General features: G+C 72.9%; 12 protein-coding genes. 6 read left to right on the top strand and 6 right to left on the bottom strand.

Going from position 1 to position 14,392, the window contains the following annotated elements:
* Positions 1-70: 70 nt before the first annotated feature.
* Together B446_RS04250 and B446_RS04245 are read left to right on the top strand one after the other, a co-directional pair.
* Positions 71-1,834, top strand: coding sequence for a M4 family metallopeptidase (locus B446_RS04250; RefSeq protein WP_020938177.1), 1,764 nt, complete (start codon positions 71-73; stop codon positions 1,832-1,834).
* A 200-nt stretch (positions 1,835-2,034) separates the two neighbouring features.
* Entirely contained in the window at positions 2,035-3,285 is a 1,251-nt protein-coding gene (locus tag B446_RS04245; RefSeq protein WP_020938176.1) for an SGNH/GDSL hydrolase family protein, read from the top strand.
* 158 nt (positions 3,286-3,443) lie between these two features.
* Here B446_RS04245 and B446_RS04240 read toward each other — a convergent pair whose 3' ends face one another.
* The 3 genes from B446_RS04240 to B446_RS04230 are packed head-to-tail and all read right to left on the bottom strand — an operon-like array spanning position 3,444 to position 6,951.
* Complete coding sequence (locus tag B446_RS04240) at positions 3,444-3,794, bottom strand: UBP-type zinc finger domain-containing protein (protein ID WP_020938175.1); 351 nt, start codon at positions 3,792-3,794, stop codon at positions 3,444-3,446.
* Positions 3,791-5,275 (bottom strand): ATP-binding protein, encoded by a 1,485-nt coding sequence (locus B446_RS04235; protein ID WP_020938174.1) that lies wholly within the window; start codon positions 5,273-5,275, stop codon positions 3,791-3,793. The genes B446_RS04240 and B446_RS04235 overlap by 4 nt, the downstream gene beginning before the upstream one ends.
* Positions 5,272-6,951, bottom strand: coding sequence for an FAD-dependent oxidoreductase (locus B446_RS04230; RefSeq protein ID WP_020938173.1), 1,680 nt, complete (start codon positions 6,949-6,951; stop codon positions 5,272-5,274). Before B446_RS04230 ends, B446_RS04235 begins: the two co-directional genes overlap by 4 nt.
* A 189-nt stretch (positions 6,952-7,140) precedes the next feature.
* Between B446_RS04230 and B446_RS04225 the strand changes: the two genes are divergently transcribed.
* Entirely contained in the window at positions 7,141-8,007 is an 867-nt protein-coding gene (locus B446_RS04225; protein WP_020938172.1) for a universal stress protein, read from the top strand.
* Between the two features lie 22 nt (positions 8,008-8,029).
* On the opposite strand, the gene B446_RS04220 is transcribed toward B446_RS04225, so the two are convergent.
* Together B446_RS04220 and B446_RS04215 are read right to left on the bottom strand one after the other, a co-directional pair.
* Positions 8,030-9,265: a DUF4032 domain-containing protein gene (locus B446_RS04220; RefSeq protein ID WP_020938171.1), complete on the bottom strand. Its 1,236-nt coding sequence runs from the start codon at positions 9,263-9,265 to the stop codon at positions 8,030-8,032.
* Between the two features lie 26 nt (positions 9,266-9,291).
* Positions 9,292-9,921, bottom strand: coding sequence for an alpha-ketoglutarate-dependent dioxygenase AlkB (locus B446_RS04215; RefSeq protein WP_020938170.1), 630 nt, complete (start codon positions 9,919-9,921; stop codon positions 9,292-9,294).
* Between the two features lie 114 nt (positions 9,922-10,035).
* Here B446_RS04215 and B446_RS04210 point away from each other — a divergent pair, with 114 nt between their 5' ends.
* On the top strand, positions 10,036-10,662 hold the full coding sequence (locus B446_RS04210) for a TetR/AcrR family transcriptional regulator (protein WP_020938169.1): 627 nt from the start codon (positions 10,036-10,038) through the stop codon (positions 10,660-10,662).
* 35 nt (positions 10,663-10,697) lie between these two features.
* Positions 10,698-12,371: an FAD-binding dehydrogenase gene (locus tag B446_RS04205; RefSeq protein WP_020938168.1), complete on the top strand. Its 1,674-nt coding sequence runs from the start codon at positions 10,698-10,700 to the stop codon at positions 12,369-12,371.
* A 60-nt stretch (positions 12,372-12,431) separates the two neighbouring features.
* Here B446_RS04205 and B446_RS04200 read toward each other — a convergent pair whose 3' ends face one another.
* On the bottom strand, positions 12,432-12,782 hold the full coding sequence (locus tag B446_RS04200; RefSeq protein ID WP_043474730.1) for a DUF488 domain-containing protein: 351 nt from the start codon (positions 12,780-12,782) through the stop codon (positions 12,432-12,434).
* A 168-nt stretch (positions 12,783-12,950) separates the two neighbouring features.
* On the opposite strand from B446_RS04200, the gene B446_RS04195 reads away from it, so the two are divergent.
* A complete protein-coding gene (locus B446_RS04195; protein WP_052352124.1) occupies positions 12,951-14,378 on the top strand; it encodes a M1 family metallopeptidase in 1,428 nt (475 codons plus the stop codon).
* Positions 14,379-14,392: the final 14 nt, after the last annotated feature.

Genomic DNA, 14,392 nt, shown 5'->3' with positions numbered 1-14,392 from the left:
CGGTTGGTGCTTCCGGCTGCCTTCGAACGAAGGAACCCTGATCAGATTGCGTAGACCGCACATACGTACCGTGGCGGTCGCCGTCGCGGTGGCGACGGCTGCCACGGGCCTGGCCGGTACGGCCTTCGCGGGTCCCTCCACGGGGGTGGAGCGGTCCGCCGCGTCCGCCACCTCGACCGCCACGCTGGTGGTGGAGGCGGCGCGCACCGCGGCCTTCGCCCACGCTTCGGCGACGGGTGTCTCGCACGGTGACGAACTCCACGCCCAGGACGTGCTCCTCGACCCCGAGGGCGCGCGTCACGTCCGCTTCGTCCGTACGCACAACGGACTCCCGGTGCTCGGCGGCGACCTCGTCGTCCACCTGAACCGGCAGCTCGCCTACGCGGGTGTCACCCGCGCCGCCGACCACGCCGTCAAGCCGGCCACGACCAGCGCCAAGCTGACCGCCGGTCAGGCCGCGGCGAAGGCCGCCCAGGCCGCCAAGGGCGACGCCGGCAGCGCCCAGCTCGTCCTGGACGCCCGTGACGGCGCCGCCACCCTGGCCTACCAGGTGACGGTGACCGACAAGGGCAGCGCGAGCACCGTCGTCGTCGACGCCGTCACCGGCAAGGTGCGCAGCAACACCCCCGTCGCCGACGAGTTCCTGTCGCCGAAGCTGATCGACACGCTGCGCAAGCGCGGCGAGACGGTCGACCCGGCCACCGGCACCGCCTCCGGCTCCGGCTCCGCCGGCCTGGCCGGCTCGGGCGTCTCCGGCGCGACGAGCTACCCGGCCACCGCCCACGGCACCGGCAAGACCCTCTTCGTGGGCAACGTCGGTCTCACCACCACGGCGACGTCGCGCGGCCACTACCAGCTCAAGGACCCGACCCGCTACGGCACCGAGGTCCGGGACGCCAAGAACCGGAAGACGGAGAGCTTCGGCTCCGGCACGAAGTTCACCAACACCACCGACGTGTGGGGCAACGGCACGACCACGAGCCGGGCCAGCGCCGCCGCCGACGCCCAGTTCGGCATCACCAAGACGCTGGACTTCTACAAGAGCACCTTCAACCGCAAGGGCATAGCCAACAACTCCAAGGCTGCCCGCGGCATGGTCCACTGGGGCAACAAGGTCGGCAACGCGTTCTGGGACCCGACCTGCAACTGCATGCTGTACGGCGACGGCGACGGCAGCGTCTTCAAGAAGCCGCTCGTCGTCCTCGACGTCACCGGCCACGAGCTGACCCACGGCGTGGTGGAGGCGACCGCGAAGCTGGAGCCGACCTTCGTCGACGACCGCGGCAACCAGTACGGCGAGCCCGGCGCGCTCAACGAGTCCCTCGCGGACATCTTCGGCTCCAACGTTGAGTTCTACGCGAAGAACGCCAAGGACACGCCGGACTACCTGATCGGCGAGAAGCTGGGCCTGGCCCAGAAGTTCCTGCGCCGCCTCGACCACCCCTCGCTCGACAAGCTCGAGGGCACGGTCGACTACTGGTCGACGGACACGTACTACACCGAGGTGCACGCCGGTTCCGGCGTCTCCTCGCACGCCTACTACCTCCTCGCCGAGGGCAGTGGCAAGAAGACGATCGGCACCGTGAACTACAACTCGCCGACGTTCAACGGCTCCACGGTCAAGGGCATCGGCCGTACCAAGGCCACCGCCATCTTCTACCGTGCGCTGACCCGCTACATGGTCTCCACCACCGACTTCCACGACGCGCGTGTCGCGACGCTGAAGGCGGCCAAGGACCTGTACGGGGCCACCAGCACCGAGTACAAGACGGTGGACAAGGCGTGGGCCGCGGTCAACGTGACCGCCGCCAACACGCCGGCCGCCCGCCACTGACGGACGGCAGCACCACACCGCTCGACCGGATGCCCCGCCTCGTGCGGGGCATCCGCGCGTCCGGACCGACCCGGCCGGACACGGGCGGAGGTGCGCCCGCACGGCATCGGCGGGACGATGGCCTTCGTGGAACACGCAGGCACGTCCCCAACGGCCCGCCCGGAGCCCGGCGGGTCCGTCATCCTCAGGGACCACCACCGGTGAACGGCCGGTCGCGGTGCGTGTGCCGCGTCGCCGCCGTCCTGCTGCTCTTCCTCGCCTGCGAGTCGGCACCCGCCCGGGCCACCGCACCGCCCGCCCGGCCGGTCCCGGGCGTCCCCGCGCCCGCCGGCTCCGGGGTGGTCACCTGGGCGGCGAGCGCCGACCGCCTGGACGACGGCGGCGCCGGCCGCGGCTACCGGCTCGTCGTGCGCACCAGCGTCGGCGGCACCGACCTGCGCGTGCGCCTGTCCAACGCCTTCGGCGACCGCCCGCTCACCTTCGACGGCGTCCACGCCGGGCTGCGCGCCCGTGGCGCCGCACTGCGTCCGGGCAGCAACCGCCCGCTGACCTTCGCCGGGTCCCGTACGGTCACCGTCCCGGCCGGCGCGCTCGTGTGGAGCGACCCGGTGCCGGGGAACGTGCCCGCCGGCGCGGACGTGGCCGTCAGCCTGCACACCCCGGACGCGGCGGGACCGGCCACCGGTCACGGGATGGCCCTGCAGACGTCGTACCTCGCCCACGGCGACCACGGCGACCACGGCGCAGCGCAAGGCGCGGCCGGCTGGCGGCACACGACCGGCTCCTGGTGGTACCTCGACGCCGTCTCCGTGCGCCCCGCGGACCCCGCCACCGGTGCCGTGGCGGCGCTCGGCGACTCCCTCACCGACGGCTGGCAGTCCAGCGCCGGCCTGGACCGGCGCTGGCCCGACTACCTCGCCAGACGGCTGACCGGAGCGGCAGCCGGCACGACGGTCAGGGGCGTCGCCGACGCGGGGATCTCCGGCAACAAGGTGCTCGCCGACGGCTCCGGGCCGAGCGCCCTGCACCGCCTCGACCGGGACGTCCTCTCCCTGCCCGGCGTGCGCACCGTGCTGCTCTTCGAGGGCGTGAACGACCTCAAGGCCCACACCGGCGTCACCGCGGCGGACCTGATCGCCGGCTACCGCGGCCTCGCCCGGCGGGTGCACGCGGCCGGCAAGTGCCTGGTGGTCGCGACCGTGACCCCGTTCAAGAGCTGGCCCGAATGGGACCCGGCCGCCGAGGCCGTCCGCCAGGAGGTCAACCGTTTCCTGCGCACCGACCGGGAGTTCGACGCGGTCGCCGACTTCGACCGCGCCCTGCGCAGCCCCCACGACCCCGAACGGCTCAGGCCCCACCTCGACAACGGCGACCACCTGCACCTCGACGACCAGGGCATGCGCACCCTGGCCGACGCCGTCCCCCCGCACAGCCTCGACTGCCACCGCTGACCGGGCGTCTTCGATACGCCGCCCCCTGGACGGTGGGCCCTGCGGGCGCTCGACGAACAGCTCCGCAGGACGAACGACGAGACCCTGCGTGCCCTCGGAGGTTTCGGAACTGAACCGCGCCGGAGTGCTGCGGGCTCTCGCGCCCTACCGGCGGTTCCTCAGCGCAGCGTCTCCGCCCAGTTCGCCGGTACCCGGCCCGCCGGTCCGGGGGCGGGCTGGTCGGCGGGGTGGCTCTCCGGCGGGGCGAGTTCGGGGCCCGAGGCGTACAGCTCGTCCGTGGCGAAGTTCCAGAACCATGCCTCGCCGGGTTCGAAGCTGCGGATCACCGGGTGCCCGGTCTCCCGGTAGTGCGCGGTGGCGTGCTTGGCGGGGGAGTCGTCGCAGCAGCCGATGTGGCCGCAACTGGCGCACCGTCGCAGGTGGAACCACCAGCCGCCGGCCTCCTCGCACTCCACGCACCCGGTGCCGCTCGGCGGCACCCCGGGGTCGATCGCGGACTCGTCGCTCATGCTGCCTCCTCGGGGGTCGGGGCGGACATCTCGGCCGGCACCTCGTCCGGCACCTCGGCGGTCAGCGGCAGCAGCACCTGGAACCGGGTGTCGCCGGGCACCGACTCGACCTGCAGCGTGCCGTGGTGCTTGTTGACGACGATCCGCCAGGAGATGTCCAGGCCGAGCCCGGTGCCCTGGCCGACCGGCTTGGTGGTGAAGAACGGGTCGAAGATACGGCTCCTGATCTCCGGCGGCACCCCGGGGCCGGTGTCCCGGAACTCGACCAGCACCCGCTCGTGGTCCAGCGCCGTCCGTACGGTCAGCGTGCCCTCGCCGCCCGCGCCGTTCATGGCGCACACCGCGTTGTCGATGAGGTTGGTCCACACCTGGTTCAGCTCCGCCGGGTAGCCGGGCACCTGCGGGAGCGTGCGGTCGTACTCCTTGACCACCTGGATGCGCGAGCCGATCTTGCCGGACAGCATCAGCAGCGTGCTGTCGAGCAGTTCGTGGACGTCCACCACGCGGTAGGGCGCCCGGTCGAGCTGCGAGTACTGCTTGGCCGCGTCGACGAGGTGCGAGATCCGGGTGGTGGAGTCGTCGATCTCGTTCATCAACAGCTCGGTCTCGACGGTGTAGTTGAGCCAGCCGACCGCGCCCGGCAGGATCTCCGCGTCCACCGCGGCGGCGACCTGCTCCAGCCAGTCGACGTCGAGCCCGGCCTGCACGAACGTGGGCGCGAGCTGCCAGCCGTGGTCGATGCCGTGGTCCTCCAGCCAGTCCGTGAGCGTGTCCTCCCGGTCGGACGCCTCCAGCGGACTGAGCGCCGGGGCCTTGGCGACCCGCTCGGCGGTGCGCTCCTGGATCTCGATCAGACTCGCCAGCGCGTCCCGGGAGAACGGGCCCTCGGCGATGACGGCGAGCTTGTGCCGCATCTTCGCCACCCGCTCCCGCAGGGTGGCGGTGGCCCGGACGGCGGCCGCCGCCGGGTTGTTCAGCTCGTGGGTGAGCCCGGCGGACAACGAGCCGAGCGCCAGCAGCCGTTCCCGCTGCCCGATCGCCGCCTGGGCGCTCTTCGCACCGAAGAACAGCCCCTCCAGCAGGTGCACGGCCATCGGGAACCACTCGCTCATGACCTCGGCGAAGGTGTCCGACGGCAGCACGAAGAACCGGGTCGGCTCCGTCACCCGCATCGAGTTGTTGTACACCTGGCGCACCCGGTCCCCGAGGTACGCCTGCATGGCACCCGCGTACACCCCGCGCTGCGAGGTCCGGCTCACCTCCACGTCGTCGTGGCCCACCCGCCGCGACAGCACGACCGTGCCCTCGACCATCACGAAGAAGCAGGTGGCGGGGTCACCCTCGGTGTACACCTGACCGGGCTGGAACAGCTCCACCCGGCCCTCGCTGCACAGCCGCCCGAGCTGCTCGGGCGCCAGCTTCTCGAAGAGGAACAGGGAGCCGATCTCCTTGGGGTTGCACGGCAGGACCTGCCCGCTCATGACTGCTCCAGATACCGGTGGACGAGCATGACGGCCATGGCTCCCTCTCCGACGGCGGACGCGACGCGCTTGGCGGACTCGGCGCGCGCGTCGCCCGCGACGAACACGCCGGGAATGCTGGTCTCCAGGTGGTAAGGCGGCCGGTCCAGTTCCCAGCCCGCCGGCGGCCGTCCGTCGGCGGTCAGGTCGGGGCCGGCCAGGATGAACCCGCGCCCGTCGCGCGCCACCGTGTCGCCCAGCCAGTCGGTCAGCGGGGCCGCGCCGATGAACACGAACATCCACTGCGCCTCGACCTGTTCGGTCTCCCCGCCGGCCACGTGGCGCAGCGTCAGGCGCTCCAGGCGGTCGGTCCCGTGCGCCGCGTGGACCACCGTGTGGCTGCGCACCGCGATGTTCGGCGCCTCCTCGATCTGCTGGATCAGGTAGTGCGACATCGACGCCGACAGGTCGGCGCCGCGCACCAGCAGCGTCACCGACTTGGCGAACCTGGACAGGTACATCGCCGCCTGCCCGGCCGAGTTGGCGCCACCGACGATGTACACGTCGTGCCCCTGGCAGGAGGACGCCTCGGTCAGCGCCGAGCCGTAGAACACCCCGCAGCCCGTCAGATCGGTGCAGCCCTCGGCCTCCAGCTGCCGGTACTGCACACCCGTCGCCAGGATGATGCTGTGCGCCGCGATCGCCGAGCCGTCCGCGAACCGCACGATCCGCGCCGCCCCGTTCACCTCCAGGGCCGTCACCTCGCGCGTCGTGAGGATCTCGGCGCCGAACTTGGCGGCCTGCCGCCGCGCCCGGTCGGTGAGCTGGGCACCGGAGACGCCGTCCGGGAAGCCCAGGTAGTTCTCGATCCGGGAGCTCTGCCCGGCCTGGCCGCCGGTCGCCGAGCGCTCCACGAGCACCGTCCGCAGCCCCTCCGAGGCCCCGTAGACGGCGGCCCCGAGCCCGGCGGGCCCGCCGCCGATCACGACGAGGTCGTAGAAGTCGGCCGTCGGCATGGTCGCCAGGCCCACCCGCGCGGCCAGTTCGGGCGCCTCGGGCTCGACCAGCACCGTGCCGTCCGGGGTGATCACCAGCGGCAGCCGCTGCCCGTCCTGCCCGGCGGCGGCCAGCAGCCGCTGCCCCTCCGGTTCCTCGACCGAGTACCAGCGGTAGGGCACCTGGTTGCGGGCCAGGAACTCGCGCACGTCCGAGGAGCGTGCCGACCACCGGTGCCCCACGACCTTGGTGCTGGGCACGGGCCGGTAGGCGCTGGTGCGCCAGGCATCCAGCAGGTCGTCCAGCACCGGGTAGAGCTTCTCCTCCGGCGGGTCCCACGGCTTGAGCAGGTAGTGGTCCAGGTCGACGACGTTGATCGCGTCGATCGCCGCGTTGGTGTCCGCGTACGCGGTCAGCAGCACCCGGCGCGCCCCCGGGTACACGTCAAGGGCCTCTTCCAGGAACTCGATGCCGTTCATCTGCGGCATCCGGTAGTCGGCGAGGATCACCGCGACCAGGTCGCCGCGGAGCTTCAGCTCGCGCAGCGCCTCCAGCGCCGACTCGCCGGACTCGGCGCGCACGATCCGGTACGACTCGCCGTAGCGCCGTCTGAGGTCGCGGGCGACGGCGCGGGAGACCCCCGGGTCGTCGTCCACGGTCAGGATGACGGTCCGCGCTGTGTCGGCGGCGGCCTGTGCCATGCCTCTCCCACCCCGAGCGATCGGTTGCGCGGCACGGTGTCGCTGGGCCCACCGCACCGGTTCCCGCCCATCGTATGTTCGATGGCCGGGGTCCGCTCCGGGTATATGGCGGGCACCCGGTCCGAACGACCCGGTTGCGAAGTGGTGAAGACTGGCACCGGGGAAGCGGATCACGAGGAGGCCCGACGCATGACACGCCCGATCACGGCAGGGGTGGACGGTACCGAGGAGAGCCTGGCGGCGCTGGACTGGGCCGCCAGGGAGGCCGTACGCCGGGGGCTGCCCCTGCGCGTGGTGCACGTCTGGCGCTACGAGGAGTCGCTGGCCGCGGCCGACCGGGACACCCAGCTCCGCTGGGTCTCGGAAGGGGTCCGGGAGGCCGTGCGCACCGTCTCCGGGCGGCACCCGGGGCTGGAGGTGGCCGTGGACGTGGTGGAGGACGGGGCCGCCCGGGCGCTGGCCGGCGCGGCGGCCGGGGCCGAGATGCTGGTGCTCGGCTCGCGGGGGCACGGCCGCGTGGTCGGGTTCCTGGTGGGCTCCGTCGGACAGCACGTCATCGCCGAGACCGCCCGGCCCGTGGTGCTGGTGCGCGCCGAGGACCGGCCGGCCGCCGAGGCGGCCGGCCGGGACGTGGTCGTGGGCCAGCACGGCGGCCCCGAGGACAGCGCGGACGCCCTGAGGTTCGCGTTCGAGACGGCGGCCGCCCGGGGCGCCGCCGTGCGGGCCGTGCGGGCCTGGACGCTGCCGCCGGTGTTCGCCTACAGCCCCGGCTCGCTGAAGCTGCTGGACGACGAGGGCGGCCTGGAGCCCTACGAGCGGCGGAGCCTGGCCGAGGCGGTGCGGCCGTGGCGGGAGCGCTTCCCGGAGGTGCCCGTGGCCGAGCACGTCGAGATGGGCAGCGCGGCGCAGGTGCTGCTCGCCGCGGCCGCGGACGCGCAGTTGACGGTCGTCGGACGGCGGGCGCACCGCACGGCCGTGGGCGCCCGGATCGGCTCGGTGGCGTACGGCGTGCTGCACCACGCGGCGTGCCCGGTGGCGGTGGTCCCGCACCGGTGACCCGGCCGGGGCCCGCCGCCCGCTACTCCGGGCCGGTCGGCTCCAGGGTCGCGCGGGCCCTGGGCAGGACGTTGCGGATGTAGTCCGCGACAGCGGTGTCGAGGCCGATGTCGTGCTGGGCGCGCTCGGACAGGTACCAGCGGTGTTCGAGCAGTTCGTGGTAGATCTCGGCCGGGTCCATGGTGCCGCGCAGCTCCGGCGGGACCGCGCGCACCGTGGGCCGGAACACGTCCCGCACCCAGCGGTGGGCGAGCACCTCGGGCCGCGCGGCGAGGGGGTCGCCGGGCGCGTAGTCGTCCTGGGTGGCCATCCAGCTCTCCAGGTCGTTCAGGAGGCGCCGCGCCTGGTTCTCCTCGGCGTCCAGGCCGGTCAGCCGCAGCAGCTGGCGCTGGTGGTGGCCGGCGTCGACGACCTTGGGCACGAAGGTGACCGTGTCCCCCTGGGCGGAGTGCTCGATCTGCATCTCGGCCACGTCGAAGCCGAGGTCGTTGAGCCGGCGTATCCGGCGTTCCATGTAGTGGGACTTGCCCGCGGGGTACACCGAGGTGCGGGTCAGCTCCTGCCACAGGTCGCCGTAGCGGGTGCAGATCTCGTGCCCGAACTCCACCGGGTCCACCGACGGGTGCAGCGCGCCGGAGGCCTCCAGGTCCAGCAGCTCGCCGCTGATGTTCACCCGGGCCAGCTCCAGGTCGTACTCCCGCTGTCCGGTGCTGAGCCGCGGGTGCAGGTCGCCGGTCTCGGCGTCGACCAGGTAGGCGGCGTAGGCGCCCGCGTCCCGCCGGAACAGGGTGTTCGACAGCGAGCAGTCGCCCCAGGCGAACCCGGCCAGGTGCAGCCGGACCAGCAGGACGGCCAGGGCGTCCATCAGCCGGTGCATGGTGGCCGGCCGCATGGTCGTCTCGAACATCGAGCGGTACGGCAGTGAGCCGCGCAGGTGCCGGGTGACCAGGACCGGTTCCAGCGGCGTGCCGGTGCGGCCGGTGCGGCCGGTGACCACGGCGAGGGGGTCGACCGCGGGGATGCCCAGCCGGTCCAGGTCGCGCAGCAGCCCGTACTCGCGCAGCGCGGGCCGCTCGGCCAGCTCCTTGACCGCGATCACCTCGTCGCCGGCCTGCGCGTAGCGCACCACGTGCCGGGAGATGCCGCGCGGGAGCGGCACCAGGTACTTCTCGGGCCACTCCTCCAAGGGCGTGTCCCAGGGCAGTTCGAGCAGGAGCGCGGGGTGCTCCGGGTTCGTGGCGCTGATCTGCAAGGCCATGGGAGGCACCCTAAGCCCGGCTGGTCTCACTGCACTCCGTGCGGCCGGAACTGGACGCTGATGCGGGGTCCCGCGGCACGGGTGGTCTTGGGGACGCAGTGTTCCCAGGTCCGCTGGCAGGAGCCGCCCATCACGATGAGGTCGCCGTGCCCGAGCGGCCGCCGGACCGTCGCGCCGCCGCCTCCGGCCGGTCTCAGCAGCAGGTCCCGGGGCGCGCCGACGGACAGGATGGCGACCATCGTGTTCTCCCGGGCGCCGCGTCCGATCCGGTCGCCGTGCCAGGCGACGCTGTCCCGGCCGTCGCGGTAGAAGCACAGTCCGGCGGTGGTGAAGGGTTCGCCGAGTTCACCCGCGTAGTGCGCGGAGAGGGCGGCGCGGGCCTCGTCGAGGACGGTGTGCGGCAGCGGGGCGCCCGCCTTGTAGAAGGCGAGCAGCCGTGGCACGGCCACCACGTTGTCGTACATCTTGCGGCGTTCCGCCCGCCACGGGACCTCGGCCGCCAGCTGTTCGAACAGGGCGTCGGCCCCGCTGAGCCAGCCCGGCAGCACGTCGATCCAGGCGCCCGCGCCCAGCTCGGTCCGGCGCAGTCCGCCGAGCGGACCGAGCCGCAGCTCGTCGGTCTGGTCGAACAGGGAGCCCTGGAGGTGCGTGGACATGCGACCAGCGTACTCCTTAATCGAAAGTACGTTCCATTCTCGGGTTCCGGTTCCCCTTCCCTTTCGATACACCGGTGTATCGGATACATTGCCGTATCGAACGGGGGTCGCCACATGACACCGCAGGACACGGCACCACGCGTCACCCGGCGCCGGGCCCGGACCCGCGCCAACCTGCTGGACGCCGCCTTCGCGGTGTTCGCCGCCAAGGGCTTCGGGCACGTCTCCATCGAAGAGGTCTGCGAGGCCGCCGGCTACAGCCGGGGCGCCTTCTACTCCAACTTCGCCACCCTGGACGAGCTGTTCTTCGCGCTCTACCGGGACCGCGCCGACCTCATCGCCGCCCAGGTGACCGACGCCCTCGCCCAGGACGGCCCCGGACTCGACGTACCGGCCGCCGTGGAGCGGGTCACCGAGGTGCTCCTGCTCGACGTGGACTGGCTGCTGGTGAAGACCGACTTCCTGGTGCACGCCGCCCGCGACCCGGCCGTGGCCCAGACCCTCCTGGACCACCGCGCCCGCCTCCGGGCGGCCGTCGCGGACCGGCTCTCCCGGGCCCGCGGCCGCACCGCGCTCCCCGCCGTGCTCGGCGACGCCGACGGCGCCGCCCACGCGGTGGTCGCGGCGTACGACGGCGTCACGACCCAGCTGCTGCTGGACAAGGACGTCGACGCCGCCCGCACCTGGCTGGGCCACCTGCTCACCGCCCTGCTGACCGACGGCAGCGGCACCCCCGAATGAGTCGCACACGGAAGGAAACGGACACCATGGCCGCCATGGACGCGGACGTCATCGTCGTCGGAGCCGGCCTCGCGGGCCTGGTCGCGGCGCACGAACTCACCAGCCGGGGCAGGCGCGTCGCCCTGGTCGACCAGGAGAACGCGGCCAACCTCGGCGGCCAGGCGTTCTGGTCCTTCGGCGGGCTCTTCCTCGTCGACTCGCCCGAGCAGCGGCGCCTCGGCATCAAGGACTCCTTCGACCTCGCCTGGAACGACTGGCGCGGCAGCGCGCAGTTCGACCGCCTGGACGACGAGGACTCCTGGGCGGTGCGCTGGGCCCGCGCCTACGTCGAGTTCGCGGCCGGCGAGAAGCGCTCCTGGCTGCGGGGGCACGGCATCGAGCTGCTGCCCACCGTCGGCTGGGCCGAGCGCGGCGACCTGCGGGCGGACGGGCACGGCAACTCCGTGCCCCGCTTCCACATCGCCTGGGGCACCGGAACCGGCGTGGTCGAGCCCTTCGTCCGCCACGCCCGCCAGGCCGCCCGCGACGGACTGCTGACCTTCCACCACCGGCACCGGGTGGACGAACTGGTCGTCGAGGACGGCGCGGCCCGCGGCGTGCGCGGCACCGTCCTCGCCGAGGACCACGCGCCGCGCGGCGTGGCCTCAAGCCGCGACCGCGTCGGCGAGTTCGAACTCACCGCCCAGGCGGTGGTCGTCACCACCGGCGGCATCGGCGCCGACCACGACATCGTCCGCCGCCACTGGCCCGAACGGCTCGGCACGCCCCCCGCCGAGATGGTCACCGGCGTCCCGGCCTACGTCGACGGCCGCATGCTCGACATCAGCGCCGAGGCGGGCGTGCGCCTGGTCAACCGCGACCGCATGTGGCACTACACGGAGGGCCTGCAGAACTGGGACCCCGTCTGGCCCGGTCACGGCATCCGCATCCTGCCCGGCCCGTCCTCCATCTGGCTCGACGCCCTCGGCCGCCGGCTGCCCGACCCCTGCCTGCCCGGCTACGACACCCTCGGCACGCTGAGGTACCTGCGCACCACCGAGGACATCGCCGGTCACGACCACTCCTGGTTCATCCTCACCCGGAAGATCATCGAGAAGGAGTTCGCGCTCTCCGGCTCCGAGCAGAACCCCGACATCACCGCCAAGGACCGGGGGGCCGTGCTGCGCGACCGGCTGCTCGGCAAGGGCGCCCCCGCGCCGGTGCGGGCGTTCCTCGACAAGGGCGCGGACTTCGTCACCGCGGGCACCCTCGAACAGCTCGTCGAGAAGATGAACGGCCTCACGGACAAGCCCCTGCTCGACGCGGCCGAGGTGCGCCGCCAGATCGAGGCCCGCGACCTGCAGATGGCCAACCCGTACAGCAAGGACTCCCAGGTCCAGGGCATCCGCAACGCCCGCCGCTACATCGGCGACCGGCTCGGCCGGGTGGCCGCGCCGCACCGCATCCTCGACCCCGAGGCGGGCCCGCTGATCGGTGTGCGGATGCACGTGCTGACCCGCAAGACCCTCGGCGGCATCCAGACCGACCTGGACTCGCGCGCCCTGGGCGCCGACGGCAAGCCCCTCACCGGCCTGTACGCGGCCGGCGAGGTGGCCGGCTTCGGCGGGGGAGGCGTGCACGGCTACAACGCCCTGGAGGGCACCTTCCTCGGCGGCTGCCTCTTCTCCGGCCGCGCGGCGGGCCGGGCGGCGGCGCGGCAGACGGGCTGAGCCCGGGCGCGTCCCGTCGGCTCGCCGGCGGGACGCGCCGGTACCGGGGGAGGGGCGGTCTCAGTGCCCCAGCAGCTCCGCCAGCACCGAGGCGTGACTGCGCTCCGGCGCCTTGGACGCCGTCAGCAGGGTCACCGGCCCCTTGCGGGCCGACTCCCTGAGGCCGTCGAGGAGTTCGGCGGCCTCCGGGGCGTCGAGCTCCGCCTCGTAGCGGCCGCGGAAGTCCTCGAACGAGCCCTCGCCGGAGTGGAACCAGCGGCGCAGCTCCGTCGAGGGGGTGATGTCCTTCGGCCACTCGTCGATCCGTGCCGCCTCCTTGGCGAGACCGCGTGGCCACAGCCGGTCCACCAGGACGCGCAGACCGTCACCGGACTCCGGCGGATCATAGACACGGCGCACGCGGACACTCACGATCGGCCTCACCTTCGGGTCGCGGTCGGCGTCGCGAGCGTACGCCGGACGGCGGCCCGGCCCGGGCGGCGACGCGGTGTGTCTTGACCGGATCGAGGGGGAAACGGGACGGCACCCGCGCCTAGTCTGGGAGGTGAAACGATCATTCACCCCCCAGGAGGAGCGCCCGTGACGCCACCGCACAGACAGGCCCCAGGACGACGGACCGCGGTGCTGCGCCGTGAGGCGGTGCTCGCCACCGTCCCCTTCGCCGTGGCCGCGCTGCTCGCCGCCGCCGGTCCGGCCGCGGCCGGCACCATCGGCGCGTCCGGAGCGGGCGACCCCTACTTCCCGTTCAGCGGCAACGGCGGCTACCACGTCAAGCACTACGACCTGACGCTCCGTTACGACACCACCGGCCGGCACCTCGACGGCGAGGCCGTCCTCACCGCGCGCGCCACACAGAAGCTCACCCGCTTCGACCTCGACCTCAACGGTCTGAAGGTCACCCGCGTCACCGTCGACGGCACCGCCGCCGGATTCCGCCGCAGCGGCCAGGAACTCGTCGTCACCCCGCGCCACGCGCTGCGCGCGGACCGGGAGTTCCACGTCACCGTCAGCTACTCCGGCACGCCCAAGCCGGTCAGCGACCCGGACGGTTCCGCGGACGGGTGGATCCCCACCGACGACGGCGCGTTCGTCGCCGGCGAGCCGCAGGGCGCGATGACCTGGTTCCCGGCGAACAACCACCCCAAGGACAAGTCGTCGTACGACTTCACGATCACGGTCCCCAAGGGGCGCACCGCCGTCGCCAACGGTGTGCTGCGCGGCGTGCGCACCGTGAACGGGCACACCACCTTCCGCTGGCACCAGGCCGAGCCCATGGCGGCCTACCTGGCCACCGCCACGGTCGGCAAGTTCAAGACCGAGCAGTACACCACCGGTGACGGGATCCAGGTGTTCAACGCCGTCGACTCCCGCGAGGCGCAGGCGGCGGCCCCCGTGCTCAAGAAGCTGCCCTCCGTGCTGAAGTGGGAGAGCAGGCTCTTCGGCCCGTATCCGTTCCGTGCCGCCGGCTCGATCGTCGACCACGCGCCGGACGTCGGCTACGCCCTGGAGACCCAGAGCCGGCCCCTGTACGACTCGGCGCCCGACGTGAGCACCCTCGTCCACGAGAGCGCCCACCAGTGGTTCGGCGACTCCGTCTCGCTGACCGCCTGGAAGGACATCTGGCTCAACGAGGGCTTCGCCACCTACGCCGAGTGGCTCTACAGCGAGCAGCACGGCGGGGACAGCGCCCAGAAGTCCTTCGACGCCCTGTACGCCCGCCCGGCGGGCAACGAGCTGTGGGCCTTCCCGCCGGGCGACCCCGGCAGCGGCAGGAACATCTTCGACACGCCGGTCTACGCCCGGGGCGCGATGACCCTGCACGAGCTGCGCAAGGCGGTCGGCGACCACGACTTCTTCCGCATCCTGCGCGCCTGGGCCACCGAGCACCGGGGCGGACACGGCACCACGGCCCAGTTCGTGAAGCTGTCCGAGCGGATCTCCGGCGAGGACCTCAGCGGCCTCTTCCACACCTGGCTCTACGCGCAGGGCAAGCCGTCCACGGCCTGAACCTGACACGTTCC

The organism is Streptomyces collinus Tu 365, from assembly GCF_000444875.1.
In the GTDB taxonomy this organism is placed as follows: domain Bacteria; phylum Actinomycetota; class Actinomycetes; order Streptomycetales; family Streptomycetaceae; genus Streptomyces; species Streptomyces collinus_A.
The sequence above is the reverse complement of the archived record's forward strand: the minus strand, read 5'-3'. Positions and strand labels throughout refer to the sequence as shown.